This is a genomic window from Streptomyces sp. NPDC001889 (assembly GCF_053594535.1).
In genome coordinates this window covers 1-14,133 of sequence record NZ_JBSFER010000019.1, presented here as the reverse complement: position 1 = coordinate 14,133, position 14,133 = coordinate 1, and the positions used below count along the sequence as shown (strand labels likewise).

The 14,133-nt window shown below is 72.0% G+C and carries 13 protein-coding genes and 2 tRNA genes; 14 read left to right on the top strand and 1 reads right to left on the bottom strand.

Annotation, left to right across the window (positions count from 1 at the left end):
- Positions 1 to 119: 119 nt before the first annotated feature.
- The 6 genes from ACWCRA_RS22400 to ACWCRA_RS22375 all read left to right on the top strand — a co-directional run bounded on the left by ACWCRA_RS22400 (position 120) and on the right by ACWCRA_RS22375 (position 7,844).
- A complete protein-coding gene (locus tag ACWCRA_RS22400; RefSeq protein WP_451068433.1) occupies positions 120 to 2,387 on the top strand; it encodes a hypothetical protein in 2,268 nt (755 codons plus the stop codon).
- A gap of 146 nt (positions 2,388 to 2,533) precedes the next feature.
- Positions 2,534 to 3,661, top strand: coding sequence for a glutamate 5-kinase (gene proB, locus ACWCRA_RS22395; protein ID WP_451068432.1), 1,128 nt, complete (start codon positions 2,534 to 2,536; stop codon positions 3,659 to 3,661).
- A 289-nt stretch (positions 3,662 to 3,950) separates the two neighbouring features.
- The gene (locus ACWCRA_RS22390) at positions 3,951 to 4,469 is read left to right on the top strand and encodes a hypothetical protein (protein ID WP_351556912.1); all 519 of its coding nucleotides are present in this window, start codon (positions 3,951 to 3,953) and stop codon (positions 4,467 to 4,469) included.
- A gap of 176 nt (positions 4,470 to 4,645) precedes the next feature.
- Positions 4,646 to 5,938, top strand: a complete 1,293-nt coding sequence (locus ACWCRA_RS22385; RefSeq protein WP_351556842.1) for a glutamate-5-semialdehyde dehydrogenase — start codon at positions 4,646 to 4,648, stop codon at positions 5,936 to 5,938.
- A gap of 61 nt (positions 5,939 to 5,999) precedes the next feature.
- Complete coding sequence (locus ACWCRA_RS22380) at positions 6,000 to 6,593, top strand: SCO2584 family spore wall biosynthesis protein (RefSeq protein ID WP_451068431.1); 594 nt, start codon at positions 6,000 to 6,002, stop codon at positions 6,591 to 6,593.
- A 135-nt stretch (positions 6,594 to 6,728) separates the two neighbouring features.
- Positions 6,729 to 7,844 (top strand): SCO2583 family membrane protein, encoded by a 1,116-nt coding sequence (locus ACWCRA_RS22375; protein ID WP_451068430.1) that lies wholly within the window; start codon positions 6,729 to 6,731, stop codon positions 7,842 to 7,844.
- Between the two features lie 37 nt (positions 7,845 to 7,881).
- Here ACWCRA_RS22375 and ACWCRA_RS22370 read toward each other — a convergent pair whose 3' ends face one another.
- The gene (locus tag ACWCRA_RS22370; RefSeq protein WP_451068429.1) at positions 7,882 to 8,991 is read right to left on the bottom strand and encodes a M48 family metallopeptidase; all 1,110 of its coding nucleotides are present in this window, start codon (positions 8,989 to 8,991) and stop codon (positions 7,882 to 7,884) included.
- 322 nt (positions 8,992 to 9,313) lie between these two features.
- Between ACWCRA_RS22370 and ACWCRA_RS22365 the strand changes: the two genes are divergently transcribed.
- From ACWCRA_RS22365 to ACWCRA_RS22330, 8 genes are all read left to right on the top strand, one after another.
- Complete coding sequence (locus ACWCRA_RS22365; protein ID WP_451068428.1) at positions 9,314 to 9,475, top strand: hypothetical protein; 162 nt, start codon at positions 9,314 to 9,316, stop codon at positions 9,473 to 9,475.
- Positions 9,476 to 9,521: 46 nt separating this feature from the next.
- Positions 9,522 to 10,145: a nicotinate-nucleotide adenylyltransferase gene (gene nadD, locus ACWCRA_RS22360; protein WP_351556828.1), complete on the top strand. Its 624-nt coding sequence runs from the start codon at positions 9,522 to 9,524 to the stop codon at positions 10,143 to 10,145.
- A 19-nt stretch (positions 10,146 to 10,164) separates the two neighbouring features.
- Positions 10,165 to 11,898, top strand: a complete 1,734-nt coding sequence (locus tag ACWCRA_RS22355) for a LytR C-terminal domain-containing protein (protein WP_451068427.1) — start codon at positions 10,165 to 10,167, stop codon at positions 11,896 to 11,898.
- Positions 11,899 to 12,029: 131 nt separating this feature from the next.
- Positions 12,030 to 12,461, top strand: a complete 432-nt coding sequence (gene rsfS / locus ACWCRA_RS22350) for a ribosome silencing factor (protein WP_451068426.1) — start codon at positions 12,030 to 12,032, stop codon at positions 12,459 to 12,461.
- Entirely contained in the window at positions 12,458 to 13,114 is a 657-nt protein-coding gene (locus tag ACWCRA_RS22345; RefSeq protein WP_351556909.1) for a histidine phosphatase family protein, read from the top strand. The genes rsfS and ACWCRA_RS22345 overlap by 4 nt, the downstream gene beginning before the upstream one ends.
- A gap of 151 nt (positions 13,115 to 13,265) precedes the next feature.
- Positions 13,266 to 13,338, top strand: a tRNA-Ala gene (locus ACWCRA_RS22340).
- 265 nt (positions 13,339 to 13,603) lie between these two features.
- A complete protein-coding gene (locus ACWCRA_RS22335; RefSeq protein ID WP_026277450.1) occupies positions 13,604 to 13,837 on the top strand; it encodes a hypothetical protein in 234 nt (77 codons plus the stop codon).
- A gap of 159 nt (positions 13,838 to 13,996) precedes the next feature.
- Positions 13,997 to 14,069: transfer RNA gene (locus ACWCRA_RS22330), tRNA-Ala, on the top strand.
- Positions 14,070 to 14,133 lie beyond the last annotated feature (64 nt).

Below are 14,133 nucleotides of genomic sequence, written 5' to 3'. Positions count from 1 at the left end.
GGGGACACGGGGCCGGCCATGCACTGTGCGGAGTCCTGACTGCACCTTCGGGTAGCGAAGTTCCGGGATTTGCAATTCTCGCAAAAGGACCAAACCGCCACCCTTGGAGCAGGTTCTTCGTGATTTCCACAGCCATTCGTCTGGCGCGCGTCGGCAGCCTGTCCGAGCTGGCCGCCGCAGTTCTTCTCGGACTCGGTTATCCCTGCGTGATGATCGCCGCCCTGCTGCCGAACACCTGGCTGTTCGCGGCGGCGGCGGCAGTCACCTACGCGTCCGACTGGTATCTGCACCGCAGGGGCAGCTACCTGATCAACCGCCTCGGCAAGCTGCGCGTCGGACTGACCATCCGCTTTCTGCTGCGCCAGGTCCTGCTGGTCCTGCTGCTCGCCCGCGAGGGCCTCGCCGAGACCACGCTCTTCTACGTCGCCGTCGCCGGCTTCCTGGTCTTCTACGGCCTCCAGGCCCCGCACGGCGCCCTGGTCACCCTGATCCGGCTGCGCCGGGTGATGCCGGTCGTCACCCGCAATGTCGATCTCCAGCGGCTGAACATCCCCGACGCCCCGCCGAACGCCCTGCGCACCCGCGCCGCCGAGAAGGTCCTCCACCTGGACATCCCGGCCGTGATCGGTGTGCTGCTGGCCACCGCTCTCCAGCGGGACGTCATCGGATACGCGGGCGTGGCCGCCAGCATCGCGCTGATCGTCCTCTACATCGCCGCGCTCGCCCCGTATCTGCGCGCCAAGCGCCGGGTCCCGCAGGCCCCGGTGGTCCTGGAGGCCGTCAGCGACTGGCTGCGCGAGTACCGCCCCACCGTCGTGCTGTACTTCTCCGGCTCCAAGGAGTCCGCCTACCAGGCCAATATGTGGCTGGAGACGATGGAGGAGATCGACGGGCGGCCGCTGATCATCATGCGGGAGCGCGGTCTGGTCAACAAGCTGAACCCGACCACCGTCCCCGTCATCTGCGTGCCCGGCGCCACCCATCTGATGAACATGGACCTCTCCACGGTCCGGGTCGCGCTCTACGCGGCCAATGTCGGCAAGAACATCCACCTGCTGCGGGTGCCGACCATCCAGCACGTCTTCATCGGCCACGGCGACAGCGACAAGCTGGCCAGCGTCAACCCGTACAGCAAGGTGTACGACGAGGTGTGGACCGCCGGCCGGGCCGGCCGCGACCGCTACGCCCTCGCCGACGTCGGTGTCCGCGACGACGACATCGTCGAGGTCGGACGCCCCCAGCTCGCCCCCATCCAGTCCTGGACCGGGACGCCGAAGAACCCCGTACCGACGGTGCTCTACGCCCCCACCTGGGAGGGCTGGGACGACAACCCCGGCAACACCTCCCTGCTGCTGGCCGGCGAGAACATCATCCGGCGGCTGCTCACCGCCGAGCGGCCGGTGCGGGTGATCTACAAGCCGCACCCCTTCACCGGCATCCGCGACCAGCGGGCCAAGGCCGTCCACGAGCGGATCACCGCGATGATCACGGAGGCCGTCGCGGCCCGCGCCGCCGACCCCCGCTGGTCGGGCCGGGCCGCCGCCGCGAAGCCCGCCCAGGAGGCGGCCCGCGCCGAGCTGGCCCGTATCGAGGCGGAGCTGGCCGCGCTCGCCAAGCCCGGCCGGGCCCGCCGCGACGGTGCCGAGGAGTCCCGCGACTCTCTCGCCGACCCGCAGCGACTGGAGCGGATCAAGGCACTCCGGGACGCGTGGAACACCGCGTACTGGCGCTCCACCGGCTTCTGGGAGCACCTGGTCGTGACCGGCCCCGAGCCCAAGCTCTACGACTGCTTCAACGAGTCCGACGCGATGGTCTCCGACATCTCCAGCGTGGTCTCCGACTTCATGGCGAGCGGCAAGCCGTACGCCCTCACCGACTCCGCCGAGCTGGGCGCCGGGGAGTTCCTGCGGCAGAACACCGCCGCCCGCGCCGCCGTCGTCCTCAGCAACAGCGCCGTCGAACTGGACGCCCTGCTGGCGGCTGTCGCGTCCCCGGAGCACGATCCGCTGGCCGGTGCCCGCCAGGAGCTGAAGGAGTACCTCCTCGGCCCCGACCACCCCACCTCGATGGACCGGTTCAACGCCGCCGTGCGGGAGCTGGCCGCCGAGTCCGAGGCCCGCAACCTGGGCGTCGAGGCGCGGCTCAGCGAGGAGGCGCAGTTCGAGCTGAACCTCCAGCCCGACGCGGGCCCGGCCGCCGTGCCGGCCGAGGCGGAGACCGCCGACGCGGCGGACCCGGCCGACCCCGCCGAAGCGGCGGGCCAGGCCGAAGCGGTGGACCCCGCCGACCCGACCGAGCCGGTCGACCCGGCGGACCCGGTCGACCCGGCGGACCCGGTCGACGCGGACGGGACGGAAGCCGGAACGGAAGCCTCGCTCCGGCGCTGAGCCGGTCGGTCGACGCACGGCCCGTACGGCGCGCGCCGTACGGGCCCCGCGTCTTCCGGCACCTTTCGCGGCCGTCCTCCGGCACCCGCTGTCCAGCCGGTGAAATACCGGCGCACCCGGCGCGGGGCCTGACGTAGATTCGGTCCGTGACAGTGGTGAGGCAGCAGGTAACCCAGGCCCGCAGGATTGTCGTCAAGGTCGGTTCGTCCTCGCTGACCACCGCGTCGGGCGGACTCGACGCCGACCGGGTCGACGCGCTCGTGGACGTGCTCGCGAAGATCCGCGACGGCGGCGAGAAGGAGATCGTGCTGGTCTCCTCCGGCGCCATCGCCGCCGGGCTCGCCCCCCTCGGCCTGGCCCGCCGCCCCAAGGGCCTCGCCCGCCAGCAGGCCGCGGCCAGCGTCGGCCAGGGGCTGCTGGTCGCCCGCTACACCGCCTCCTTCGCCCGCTACGGCGTCCGGGTGGGCCAGGTGCTGCTCACCGCCGACGACACCAGCCGCCGCGCCCACTACCGCAACGCCTACCGCACCCTGGACCAGCTCCTGACCATGGGCGCCGTCCCCGTCGTCAACGAGAACGACACCGTCGCCACCGACGAGATCCGCTTCGGCGACAACGACCGGCTCGCCGCCCTCGTCGCCCATCTGGTCCGCGCCGACCTCCTGGTCCTCCTCTCGGACGTGGACGGCCTGTACGACGGTGATCCGGCCAGGCCCACCAGCACCAGGATCGACGAGGTGCGCGGCCCCGCCGACATCGCGCACGTCGAGACCGGCGGCGCCGGAAAGGCCGGGGTCGGCACCGGCGGCATGGCGACCAAGGTCGAGGCCGCCGGGATCGCGACGGCCGCCGGCGTCCCGGTCGTCCTCACCTCCGCCGTGCACGCCGCCGACGCCCTCGCCGGCCGGGCCACCGGCACCTTCTTCCACCGCACCGGACGCCGCGTCACCGGCCGGCTGCTCTGGCTGGCGCACGCCTCCACCCCCCAGGGCGCGCTGATCCTCGACGACGGCGCGGTCGAGGCCGTGGTCGTCAGCCGGAAGTCGCTGCTGCCCGCCGGAATCGCCGCCGTCGAGGGCGAGTTCGCCGCCGGGGACCCGGTGGAGCTGCGCGACGCCCGGGGCAGCGCCGTCGCCCGGGGGCTGGTCAACTTCGACGCCAAGGAGATCCCCCAGCTCCTCGGCCGCTCCACCCGGGACCTGGCCCGGGACCTCGGTCCCGCCTACGAGCGGGAAGTCGTACACAGGGACGATCTGGTCGTCCTGCGCCCCTGAAACGGCTGAAACTCCCGTCAACCAACAGGGACCTTTACCAAAACCACCCCATGTTCCGTCCGGGACTGGTCAACTTTGTTGCGGGGGGATGGCGGGGTACAGCACGACGACACATGCAATCAGGAGGCCGCCGGTGAGACGAGCGCGCCCAGGGGATGTGCCCCGAGGAAACGGGGGCGTCCCGCACCTTCGCAGGACTGCGGCGGACCACGCCCGCAGGACGGCGGGTGAGCAATCCCGCAGGACGGCGGGCGACCAGGCCCGTCGGGCGGCGGGCGAGGAACGGGCTCTGACGAGCGTCGAGGCAGGCGCCGACTTCGAGGGCGCCGACTTCGACGGCGCCGAGGAGGGACAGGAACAGGACGAGCCACAGGAACAGCGGCCGGCCCGGGTACCGGGCCGGGGACAGGAGCCGGGCGGCGCCGCCCGTACGGGGGAGACCTCGGCGCGCGCCGAGGAGCGCGTCCAGTCGAAGCTCTGGCACATCACGCTCAGCGTCTCCGGCGACGAGGCGCCGCTCAGAGAGGTCCGGCGCGGGCTCGAACAGCTGGCGCACGACCACCCCTTCCTGCTGACCAGCCGCTATGCCGGTGACCATGCCGAGATCAGGTACTGGGAGGAGGCGCGGGACCTGCACGACGCGGCGGCCGTCGCGCTGCGGCTCTGGGGCGAGCACCGCTCCACCGCGAAACTGCCGCCGTGGACGATCGTGGGGCTGGAGGTCATCGACCGCCAGACGTACCACCAGCGGATCGCGGAGGGCTATGGCCCGCCGCCCGCCTCTCCGGTGGGCGTCCACCCCTTCTGATCCCCGGCGGTCCCCACGGACCTCTCCGACCCGATCCGACCTGACCCGATCCGACCTGACCTGATCTGACCTGATCCAACGCGATCCGATCCCTCCGAGCCCGGCCGCTGTCTCGCAGTACGGGACGGCACGGGATACCGGCCGGACGGCCGCGGCGAGCGCACTACCCTGCGGGTATGACCACGCCCTCGCCGCTTCCGCCGTACGACTCCCTCTCGCCGGTCACCCGTGCCGCCCACCGGGCGCGCGCCGCCGCGGCCGACCTCGCCCCGCTGCCGCGCTCGGCCAAGGACGAGGCGCTGCTGGCGATCGCGGACGCGCTGGAGGCCCGTACGGACGAAGTGCTCTCGGCCAACGCCGAGGACACCGCGCGCGCCCGGGAGGCCGGCACCGCCGAATCGGTCATCGACCGGCTCACCCTCACCCCCGAGCGGGTGCGGGCCATCGCCGCCGATGTCCGCCATGTCGCCGCCCTGCCCGACCCGGTCGGCGAGGTCGTGCGCGGCTCGACCCTGCCCAACGGCATCGACCTGCGGCAGATCCGGGTGCCTCTCGGGGTGGTCGGCATCATCTACGAGGCCCGGCCCAATGTCACGGTGGACGCCGCCGCCCTCTGCCTCAAGTCCGGCAACGCGGTCCTGCTGCGCGGCTCCTCCTCCGCCCACTCCTCCAACACCGCCCTGGTGGCGGTCCTGCGCGACGCGGTGGGCGCGGCGGGACTCCCGGCCGACGCGGTCCAGCTGGTCCCCGGTGAGTCGCGGGACTCCGTGCGGGAGCTGATGCGCGCCCGCGGGCTGGTGGACGTGCTGATCCCGCGCGGCGGCGCCGGACTGATCCGCACCGTGGTCGAGGAGTCCACCGTCCCCGTCATCGAGACCGGCACCGGCAACTGCCATGTCTATGTCGACGCCCTGACCGACCTCGACATGGCCGTCGACATCCTGATCAACTCCAAGGCCCAGCGCCCCAGCGTCTGCAACGCCGCCGAGACCCTCCTCGTCCACCAGTCCGTCGCCGCCGCGTTCCTGCCGCGCGCCCTGGACGCCCTGGCGGACGCCGGGGTGACCGTCCACGCCGACGAGCGGGTGCGCGAGCACGCCGGTGCCACCAAGGCCACGGTCGTGCCGGCCACCGCGGAGGACTGGGAGACCGAGTACCTCTCGTACGACATCGCCGCCGCCGTCGTCGACTCGCTGGACGACGCCGTCGCCCACATCCGCCGCTGGTCCTCCGGCCACACCGAGGCCATCGTCACCACCTCGCAGGCCGCGGCCCGCCGCTTCACCCAGTTGGTCGACTCCACCACCGTCGCCGTGAACGCCTCCACCCGTTTCACCGACGGCGGCCAGTTCGGCTTCGGCGCGGAGATCGGGATCTCCACCCAGAAACTGCACGCCCGCGGGCCCATGGGACTGCCCGAGCTGACCTCCACCAAGTACATCGTCACCGGCGACGGTCACACCCGGTAGCCGGTGCACCGGGGCCGCACTCGGGCTGCCCAAACCCACCGCCCGGGTCTACCCTGAGGGCGTGCCGGACGACGTGGGGGGCAGGCCGTTCCCGGACGGCTGGGAGCCCGACGACGACCGCGGAGGCGCGGACGAGGACTTCGCCTCCGCGGTCTTCGACGAGGACTTCGTCAGGGCGGCCGAGATCCATGAGCCGACCGCCGTGGAACGGCTGCTCGCCGCCGCGCAGGCCCGCGCCGAGGCGGAGGCGGCCCGCGCCGCCGGATCGGGCCGCCCGGGCCGTGACGACGATCCGTACGGCGACGGATACGGCCCCCATGACCGCGAACGGCTCCACGACGACGGCCCGCTGGACGACGACGGCCCCTACGGACGGCACGGCGGCGCGCTGCGCCCCTACCGGAGCAGCGCCCGCTGGCACCGGCCGGTCGCCTGGATTCTCGCCCTGCTGATGGGCATCGGCATGGTCGCCCTCGCCTTCACCGCCGTCTACCGGGGCGCCGCGGGGAGCCGCCAGGACCAGGTGCCCCCGCCCGCGACCAGCGGAGTCGACGCCACCAACCCGGCCGTGCCGTCCGCCGACCGCCTCGTGGGCCCCGCCCTCCCGGCGGACCGTCGCGCCTCCTCCCTGTCCGCCGAACCGCGCACACCCTGACCTCGCGCCCCTGTTCGGCCCCCGCGCGCTTGGCCGGGCACGCACCGGCGCTCGTCCGGGGCTCGTTGGGGGCTCGTCGGGGTTTGTTGCGGAGCACCGGGTTTACCGGAGCCCCGCTCGACCCACCCTCAAGGTATGGCTGGTCGCGAGGACCCGCCTGAGGGGACAGCCGACGGTCTCCCCGGCGGTGGAGAGGACGAGTACCGGTCCGTCGTCTTCGACGAATCGTTCGTCCGGGCTGCGCGGCTCCAGGAGTACTCCGCGCAGGAGCGGATGGGTGCCCACGCGCGCGCCGTGCGCGCCCTGCCCACCCGGCCGCTCCGCTCCGGCCCCGCTCCGGCTCTGCTGCTCGTCCTGCTGGTCGCCTTCGCGTTCGCCACCGCGGTCTATCTGGGGGTCCGCCCCGTCCACCAGACCTCGTCCGCCAAACGGGCCGAGCCGCTCCGTATCACCCTGATCCCCCTCTCCCCCCGGGGTGCCGTTCCCGGGGGCACCCCCGACGATCTCTACGCCCACAGCGCCGCCGCCCACTTCCGTGTCGGCGCCTCGGGCATCACCCTCCCGGGCGCCCGGCGCACGGAGAACTTCTCCCCGAGCCAGGTGATGACCGCGCTCACCACCGCGAAGGACTATCTGGTGGGGTCCTCGCTCGACCCCGATGTCCTCACCGGCGGCGCGGTCCGGCCCGTGCGGGTGCTGCTGGACCCCGCCCAGCTGGAGCAGTTCGACCGCAGCATGGCCTCCCCGGCGAACGACGGCAGCCACGCGGCCACGGGCTGGCTGGTCCGCTACGACCCGGAAGCGGTGGCCCTCGCCGACCCCGAGATCCGGGTCAGGGGCACCCTGACGGTCACCGAGGCGGGCCCCGACACCCTGGAGATCGCCTCCGACCACACCTTCGCCTACACCCTGCGCCCCGCCGCCCGCCCCGGTGGGCCCTCCCGGGTGGGCGGTTCGGGCGCGGCGCGCGGGACGGACGGCGCCTCGCTCTTCACCGTCCGCCGGGAGCTGCGCTTCCGCTTCGACCGGGACGATCTGTACCGGCACCGGACGGAGCTGCTGACCAGCCATGTCCAGGCGGGGCCCCAGTCCTGTGCGGACGACTCCGCGGGGACCCTGCGGCCCCTGCTGGCCGGTCGCCGGGCCGAGCGGCCCGCCCCGGCGGACACCAACCCCTACGCCCTGGAGGCCCCCGCGACGGCGCTCTGCGGCGCCCTGGCCCCCGGCGCCCAGCCGAGCCCCCGGCGGTGACCCCCCGGGCCCCCGCGGGGGCCGATCGGACGGTGGCCTAGCCGGCGCCGCCGGGCCTGTCGCCGCCGCCCGGTGCGCCGCCGCCCGGTGTGTCACCGCCGCCGGCGCCGTTCCCGCCGCCGCTGCCGCCGCCCGTGAACTTGTCGCGCAGCTTCCCGCCCAGATCGCCCGCGCCGCCGGCTATGTCCCCGACGAGCTTCATCAGCGGGTCCCTGCTGGTGCGCACGGTGTCCGCGTAGTGCGACGCGGACTCCCGGATCGAGTCGCTGACCGAGGCGTCCTTGTCCTCCGACCGGCGCGGGTAGTGGCCGTCCATGATCCGCTGGTAGTCGCGGCTCTCGGCCCACTTCTTCAGCTCCGCCGCCCGCACGGTGGTGAACGGGTGCGAGCGGGGCAGCACATTGAGGATCTTCAGCACGGAGTCCCGGAGGTCGCCGCCCTTCTCGTACTCCTCGGCCTGCCGCAGGAACGCGTCGACGTTCATCTCGTGGAGATGGTTGCCACCGGCGATCTTCATCAGCCCGCGCATCGACGCCTTCAGGTCCTGCCCCACCAGCAGCCCCGCCCGGTCGGCCGACAGCTCCGACTTGCGGAACCACTCCCGCAGCGCGGTCACGATCGCCATGATCGCCACATTGCCGAGCGGAATCCAGGCGACCTTGAGCGCCAGGCTGGTGAGGAAGAGCAGCACCGTGCGGTAGACCGCGTGGCCGGAGAGGGCGTGACCCACCTCGTGGCCCACCACGGCCCGCATCTCCTCCTCGTCCAGCAGCTCCACCAGACCGGTGGTCACCACGATGATCGGCTCGTCCAGCCCGATGCACATGGCGTTGGGGCGCGGGTCCTGTGTGACGTACATCGCCGGAACCTTCTCCAGGTCCAGGATGTAGCAGGCGTCCCTGAGCATCGAGTGGAGATGGGCGAACTGCTCATCGCTCACCCGGACCGAGTCCGAGAGGAAGAGCAGCCGCAGACTGCGCTCCGGCAGCAGTCCGCTCAGCGCCTTGAAGACGGTGTCGAACCCGCTGAGCTTGCGCAGCGCGACCAGCGCCGAGCGGTCCGCGGGGTGTTCGTACGCCCGTGAGGAGATGCCGGGGAAGCGCTTGCGCTGCCTGCTCGGCACGTTCTCGTGGCTGCTTTCGGTCATTCATGCCCCCTGTGTGACCCGGATGGTGCCCGGCGCGGCGCTCTCCCGCGCCGTCGCCGCTGTTCAAGGTTGAACGTGTGGCTGGTGTGTTCGTCCCCCTGGCGGATTCCAGCGTAGGCGCTGGGAGAGAACCGCGGCGGGGGCTGTGGACAACCCCGGGAACGCGGGCGCCACCGGCCCTGCGTACCCTTCACGGCACCGCCGGAACGGCGCCGTGATCACCACAACGACTGAGTCGGCGTGAGCGTGCCCGAGCGGCCCGCATACGATGTGGGCGAAGTCTGTCCGCCATGTCCCTCCGATCGACAAGGGCCCGCCGAAGATGAGCCTCAACAGCACCGCCACCCACCTGGTCACCCTCGCCGAGGCATCCGAGGGCGGTGGCCGACACCAGAGCCTCGAACCGTTGGTCGTCGGCGCCGGCGCGCTGCTCGCGCTGCTCCTGCTGCTGTGGATCACCACCCGCTTCAACCGCGACCGCTGAGCCGGGCGGGTCGGGCCGGGCCGGCGTGCCAGTAGGCTCTGCACGCATGGGAGAGCAGACAGTGCCGACGGGCTCCGCGTCCGGCCGGCGGCGACTCGGTGTGATGGGCGGGACATTCGACCCGATCCACCACGGACACCTGGTGGCCGCCAGTGAGGTGGCCGCGCTGTTCCACCTCGACGAGGTGATGTTCGTACCGACCGGGCAGCCGTGGCAGAAGACCCACAAGGCGGTCTCCCCCGCCGAGGACCGCTATCTGATGACGGTCATCGCCACGGCGTCGAACCCTCAGTTCTCGGTCAGCCGGATCGACATCGACCGGCCCGGGCCGACGTACACCATCGACACCCTGCGGGATCTGCGCTCCCTCAACGCGGACGCGGATCTGTTCTTCATCACCGGGGCCGACGCGCTCTCCCAGATCCTCGGCTGGCGGGACGCGACGGAGCTGTTCTCGCTGGCCCACTTCATCGGTGTGACCCGGCCGGGCCACGATCTGACGGACGACGGGCTGCCCGAGGGGAAGGTCTCCCTCGTGGAGGTACCGGCCCTGGCGATCTCCTCGACCGGCTGCCGGGGACGGGTCGCCAACGGCGAACCGGTCTGGTACCTCGTGCCCGACGGTGTGGTCCGCTACATCGACAAGCGGCAGTTGTACCGCGGCGAGTGAGCCGCGGAGAGGGGCACCGGTGAACGACCAGCAGAACCCGTACGACCCGTACCACCCGCAGCCGGAGATCATCGGCTACGACGAGTACGGGCAGCCGGTCTATCAGCAGCCCCAGCCGTACGACTCCTACGGCCTCCAGCCGCAGGTCCCCGGGCAGGGCTACGGCCACGACCCGTACGCCCGGCCCCAGGCGCCCGCCCCCGGGTACGGACAGCCGCAGGATTACGGACAGCAGCCCGAGGCGCCCGCGCCGGCGTACGGGCAGCCCCAGCCGTACGACCCGTACGGCCAGTTCCCCCAGCAGTCCCCGGTCCAGCAGCCCCCGGTCCAGGAGGGCCCGGCCCAGGGACAGGCGTACGGCTACGGCCAGGACCAGGGGTACGGCCGGGAGCCGGCGGCGGCGCCCGCCCCCGAACAGCCCGCCCCGCGGCAGGCTCCCGAACAGCCCGGCGAGCCCGGGCCGCGGGTGCCCGGAGAGCGCGGCCCCGGCGCCGAACGCGACTACCGCACCGAGCAGTTCTCCTTCATCGAGGAGCCGGACGCCGACTCCGAGGACGTCATCGACTGGCTCAACTTCACCGAGAGCCGCTCCGAGCGCCGCGAGGAGGCCAAGCGCCGGGGGCGCAACCGGGGCGTCGCGCTCATCGTCGCCCTGGTGCTCGCCGTCGCCGGCGGTGTCGGCTACCTCTGGTACGCGGGCGCGCTGCCCGGCGGCTCGGGATCGGACGAGGGCGGCGGGAGCGCCGGCGGCCCGCAGAAGCGGGACGTGATCGTGCTGCATCTGCACAACACCAAGAAGAAGGGCACATCGACGGCGCTCCTCGTCGACAATGTCACCACCCGTCAGGGCACCACCGTCCTCGTGCCCAACACCCTCTCCCTCGCCACCGACGACGGCACCGCGACCACGCTGGGCGAATCCGTGGACGACGACGGCTCGGAGGGCACCCGCGAGGCCATCGGCACCCTCCTCGGCGCGAAGATCACCGGCACCTGGCGGCTGGACACCCCGTTCCTGGAGAACCTGGTCGATCTGGTCGGCACCATCGACCTGACCACCGACACCATGGTCCCCAGTGCCAAGGACGGCGAAGCCCCGCTGGTCAAAAAGGGCGAGAACCAGACACTGAACGGCCGTGCGGCCGTCGCCTACGCCACCCACCGCGGCTCGGGCGAGCCCGAGGCCAAGCAGCTCCAGCGCTTCGGCCAGGTCATGCAGGCCGTCCTCAAGAAGATCCCGAGCGACGCCAAGTCCGCCACGGTCACCGTGGAGACCCTCGCCCAGATCCTCGACCCCTCGCTCACCGAGAGTGACCTCGGAGCCTCGCTGGCCAAGCTCTCGGAGCGGGCCAAGGGCGGCGACTACCGGACCGCGCTGCTCCCGGTCCAGCAGGACGGCACCCTCACCCAGGAGGCGGCCGGCACCGTCGTCAAGGACATCCTGGGCGGCTCGGTCGGCGGCCCCGAGAAGGGCGACGCCGTCCGGGTGGGCATCCGGAACGCGACCGGCACCGACAAGGCCACCGAGACGGCCAGGGTCTCCCTGGTCAACGGCGGCTACGCGGTCGTCGACAGCGGCAAGGGCGACACCGCGACCACCTCGAAGGTGACCTACGGTGACGACGCGCGCAAGGAGGAGGCCGCCGAGGTCGCCAAGACCCTGGGGCTCCCCGCGAGCGCCGTCCAGAAGGGCGACCAGGCCCCCAACGCCGATGTGGGCGTGGTGCTCGGCCAGGACTTCGGTACGGACTGACCGACCGGTCCAGCGGGTCTGACCTGCATGGACAGCGATGTGATGATCGAGGACGGAGAATCGGCGCGAGGGCTGTCGGCGGTACGTGAGACCCTGGTGGGGTCAATACGACCGCCGACGAAAGCCTGCTAGTGACCGCTACGGACCGCGCCATCGAGCTTGTCAGCACCGCCGCCCAGGCGGCCGCCGACCGGCTTGCCCACGACATCATCGCGTACGACGTCAGCGATGTGCTGTCGATCACCGATGCCTTCCTGCTCGCCTCCGCTCCCAACGACCGCCAGGTCAAGTCGATCGTCGACGAGATCGAGGAGCGGCTGAACAAGGAGCTGGGCGCCAAGCCGGTCCGCCGCGAAGGCGACCGCGACGCCCGCTGGATTCTCCTGGACTACGTCGACATCGTCGTCCATGTCCAGCACAGCGAGGAGCGCGTCTTCTACGCCCTGGAGCGGCTGTGGAAGGACTGCCCCGAGCTGCCGCTGCCCGAGGACGCCATGAAGACCCGCGGCAAGGGCCAGGAGCACGCGGAGCTCCACGGCAAGGCGGACGGTGAGTTGAGCTGAACGAGGACGCCTACAAGAAGACCGGCCGCCGGATCGTCCTGTGGCGGCACGGTCAGACCGCGTGGAACCTGGAGCGCCGCTTCCAGGGCACCACGGACATCGAGCTGACCGGGACCGGGGTCGCCCAGGCCCGCCGGGCCGCCCGGCTGCTGGCCTCCCTGAAGCCGGACGCGATCATCGCCTCCGACCTCAAGCGGGCCGCCGCCACCGCCGAGGAGCTGTCCGCGCTGACGGGGCTGCCCGTCCAGTACGACGAGGCGCTCCGCGAGACCTGGGCCGGCGTCTGGCAGGGCCTGACCCACCAGGAGATCATCGAGCGGTACACCGAGCAGTACACCGCCTGGAAGCGCGGCGAGCCCGTGCGCCGGGGCGGCGGCGAGCTGGAGACCGAGGTCGCCGACCGGGCCGCTCCCGTGGTGCTCCGCCACGCCGAGAAGCTCCCCGAGAACGGCACGCTCGTGGTGGCCAGCCACGGCGGCACGATCCGCACCACGATCGGCCGGCTCCTCGGGCTGGACTCCCGGCACTGGGAGAGCCTGGGCGGGCTCTCCAACACCTGCTGGTCGGTGCTGGGCGAGGGCGCGCGCGGCTGGCGCCTCCTGGAGCACAACGCCGGCACCCTCCCGGAACCGGTCCTCGGCGACGACGACTGACACCGGCCGCCCGCCGGTCCGGCCCGTCCCGCCGCCGGCTCCGCCGGACGGGGACGGCCCGGCCCTCGGCCCCGTACCCCCGGATTTCGCTTTCCGGCAGGTCGCAGGCTAAAGTTCTTCTTGTTCGCAGCGCCGAGCGCGAAGAACACAAGGGGCTATAGCTCAGTTGGTAGAGCGCCTGCATGGCATGCAGGAGGTCAGGAGTTCAATTCTCCTTAGCTCCACAGAACACACCTCACGTATCCCGTCCTCAGCAGAGGGCGGGATTACGCGTTTCGCACCACTTCACGTCGACGCCGCTGACCCCGTTGCGCGACCATGGCAGAATCGGACGGCCGGACCGGACCGCCGGCCAGGACGGGAGGGAGAGCGATGTCCGTTCTCCTCGGCTGCCCGCCCTGCGGATCGGCGCATGTCGCCCAGGTCCTCGGCGACAACGGCGGAGTTTCTTACGTGTGTACGTCCTGCGGTCACAGCTGGAGCTGAGTGATGGGGGCACACAGGCGTAAATGCGACTGGTGCGGCAGTGGTACGCCCATCGTCAGGGACATGGACCCGGTCAATCCCGAGTATCAGTACTGGTGCGAGGAGTGCGCACGGGCGCTGATCATAAAAGGCGACCCGATCGAGACCTATCGGGAGCTGGAAGGCGAGCCGATCTACGGCCGGCTGCTGGACGAGCACTGCACCCTGAAACGTTTCTACTCCTTCGCCACCGCGTGAGCGGGCGGCCCGGGGGGTGCCGCGCGGCGGCGGGGGAGGGCCCCCGGCCCCGCCGGCCGGGGCCCGGGGGAATGGATTTGGTGAAGGGCGAGGGAGGGCGTTAATGTTGTCCACGTCGCCGCCCGCGGAGAGAGCTTCCGGGGAGACGGCATCTCGCAAGGGGCTATAGCTCAGTTGGTAGAGCGCCTGCATGGCATGCAGGAGGTCAGGAGTTCAATTCTCCTTAGCTCCACAGGTGAAGAGGCGGTCATGAGCCGGATCAGCCGCTGGAGATTGGTGTCGTCGAGCGCCGCCTC

What these genes read in the sequence shown, in the direction of transcription:
- ACWCRA_RS22335 (WP_026277450.1), top strand. Translation starts at nt 13,604, where the DNA reads ATGGGGGCACACAGGCGTAAATGCGACTGGTGCGGCAGTGGTACGCCC.
- ACWCRA_RS22375 (WP_451068430.1), top strand. Translation starts at nt 6,729, where the DNA reads ATGGCTGGTCGCGAGGACCCGCCTGAGGGGACAGCCGACGGTCTCCCC.
- nadD (WP_351556828.1), top strand. Translation starts at nt 9,522, where the DNA reads ATGGGAGAGCAGACAGTGCCGACGGGCTCCGCGTCCGGCCGGCGGCGA.
- ACWCRA_RS22385 (WP_351556842.1), top strand. Translation starts at nt 4,646, where the DNA reads ATGACCACGCCCTCGCCGCTTCCGCCGTACGACTCCCTCTCGCCGGTC.
- ACWCRA_RS22370 (WP_451068429.1), bottom strand. Translation starts at nt 8,991, where the DNA reads ATGACCGAAAGCAGCCACGAGAACGTGCCGAGCAGGCAGCGCAAGCGC.
- ACWCRA_RS22365 (WP_451068428.1), top strand. Translation starts at nt 9,314, where the DNA reads ATGAGCCTCAACAGCACCGCCACCCACCTGGTCACCCTCGCCGAGGCA.